At 70.3% G+C, this 1996-nt stretch carries 3 protein-coding genes; all 3 read left to right on the forward strand.

Features of this window, described 5'->3' with window-relative positions; all coding sequences use genetic code 11:
* On the forward strand, positions 1-935 hold a 935-nt coding region (locus tag A5711_RS27180), incomplete at its 5' end, for a restriction endonuclease subunit S (RefSeq protein WP_197520754.1).
* Positions 936-945: 10 nt separating this feature from the next.
* A complete protein-coding gene (thyX, locus tag A5711_RS07700; RefSeq protein WP_067945138.1) occupies positions 946-1698 on the forward strand; it encodes an FAD-dependent thymidylate synthase in 753 nt (250 codons plus the stop codon).
* 80 nt (positions 1699-1778) lie between these two features.
* On the forward strand, positions 1779-1996 hold a 218-nt coding region (locus A5711_RS07705; RefSeq protein ID WP_197520755.1), incomplete at its 3' end, for a dihydrodipicolinate synthase family protein.

Here is a 1996-nt window from a genome sequence, read left to right on the forward strand (position 1 = left end):
CGGCCGGCCCGCTGATCGTCCTCGGGCGCGTCGGGTCGCGCTGCGGCAGCCTGCGGTACTGCGACTCCGACGTCTGGGTCACCGAGAACGCACTGGTATGCCGGGCCAACGACCCACGCGAGACGCGGTATTGGTACTACGCGCTGCAAACCTGTCGGCTGGGCGATCACCGCTGCGGATCGGGGCAGCCGCTGCTCAGCCAGCGCATCCTGCGTGACGTCGCGGTGCGCAGCGTGCGCGCGCCGCAGCGCCGGGCGATCGCCGAATTGCTCGGCTCCCTCGATGACAAAGTGTCCGCCAACGAGCGCGTGATCGTGGCCGCCGAGAACGTGATGGTCGCCATCGCGGAGTCGGCCCGCGAACGCGCGCCGCTGTCCAGCCTTGCGACCCGGTCGACGGCGTTCCTCAACGTCGCCGAGTTCGACGACGTGGTCGCGCACTTCAGCCTCCCGGCGTTCGACGACGGGGCGCAGCCCCGCGTCGTGAGTGCGGAGTCCATCAGGAGCGGCAAGTTCCTCCTGTCGGGCCCGTGCGTGCTGTTCGCGAAGCTCAATCCCCGGATTCCGCGAATCTGGAACGTGCCGAGCCTTCCGCCGCAGCTGGCCGTGGCCAGCAGCGAGTTCGCGGTCCTGCAGCCCAGCGGCGTCGACGCCTCGGCCCTGTGGTCGGCCGTGCGCCAACCCGATGTCTCCGAACGGCTGCAACGCCGGGTGGCCGGGACGTCGGGGAGCCATCAGCGGATCCAGCCGCGCGACCTCTTGGACGTTATGGTCCCGGACGTTCGGCGCCTGCCCACCACGGCGCTACGAACGATCACCGGCCTGGGGGCGCTGTGCCACGCGCGTCGCACCGAGAGCGCGCGGCTGTCCGCCTTGCGCGACGCGCTGCTGCCCCTGCTGATATCGGGTGAGCTCACGGTCCGGTCGAAACGTTAAGGTGAGCGCCGTGGCCGAGACCGCGCCGCTACGCGTGCAACTGATCGCCAAGACCGAGTTCCTGGCGCCCCCGGGCGTGCCGTGGAGCACCGACGCCGACGGTGGCGCGGCGCTGGTCGAGTTCGCCGGCCGGGCCTGCTATCAGAGCTGGTCGAAACCCAATCCCAAGACCGCGACCAACGCCGGCTACATCAAGCACATCATCGACGTCGGGCACTTCTCGGTGCTCGAGCACGCCAGCGTGTCGTTCTACATCACCGGCATCTCACGATCGCTCACGCACGAGCTGATCCGGCACCGGCATTTCTCCTACTCGCAGCTGTCGCAGCGCTACGTGCCGGAGGGCGACTCGCGCGTCGTCGTGCCCCCGGGCATGGAGGACGACCCCGAACTGCGCCGGATCCTGACCGAGGCCGCCGACGCCAGCCGGGCCACCTACGCGGACTTGCTGGCCAGGCTCGAGGCGAAGTTCGCCGACCAACCCAACGCGATTTTGCGCCGCAAGCAGGCGCGCCAGGCCGCCCGGGCGGTGCTGCCGAACGCGACGGAGACCCGGATCGTCGTCACGGGCAACTACCGGGCCTGGCGGCACTTCATCGCCATGCGCGCCAGCGAGCACGCCGACGTGGAAATCCGGCGGCTGGCCATCGAGTGCCTGCGCCAGCTCGCCGGCGCCGCGCCCGCGGTGTTCGCCGACTTCGAGATCTCGACCCTGGCCGACGGGACCGAGGTGGCCACCAGCCCGCTGGCCACCGAAGCCTGACGCTGACCGCCCCGGCGGCCCGTCAACGCACGTCCGCGCCGTTGCCAAATACCTTGCCGCCGCCAGGTAACCTAATGACCGTGAGCACCGTCGGATTCGACGCCCCGGCCCGGTTGGGAACCGTGCTGACCGCGATGGTGACACCGTTTGATCCCGACGGCTCGCTCGATACCGCCGCCGCGGCGCACCTGGCGAACCACCTGGTGGACGCGGGGTGTGACGGCCTCGTGGTCTCCGGCACCACCGGTGAGTCGCCGACCACCACCGACGACGAGAAGCGGGAATTGCTGCGCGTCGT

The sequence above is a fragment of the Mycobacterium sp. E2238 genome (genome assembly GCF_001672665.1).
Lineage (GTDB): Bacteria > Actinomycetota > Actinomycetes > Mycobacteriales > Mycobacteriaceae > Mycobacterium.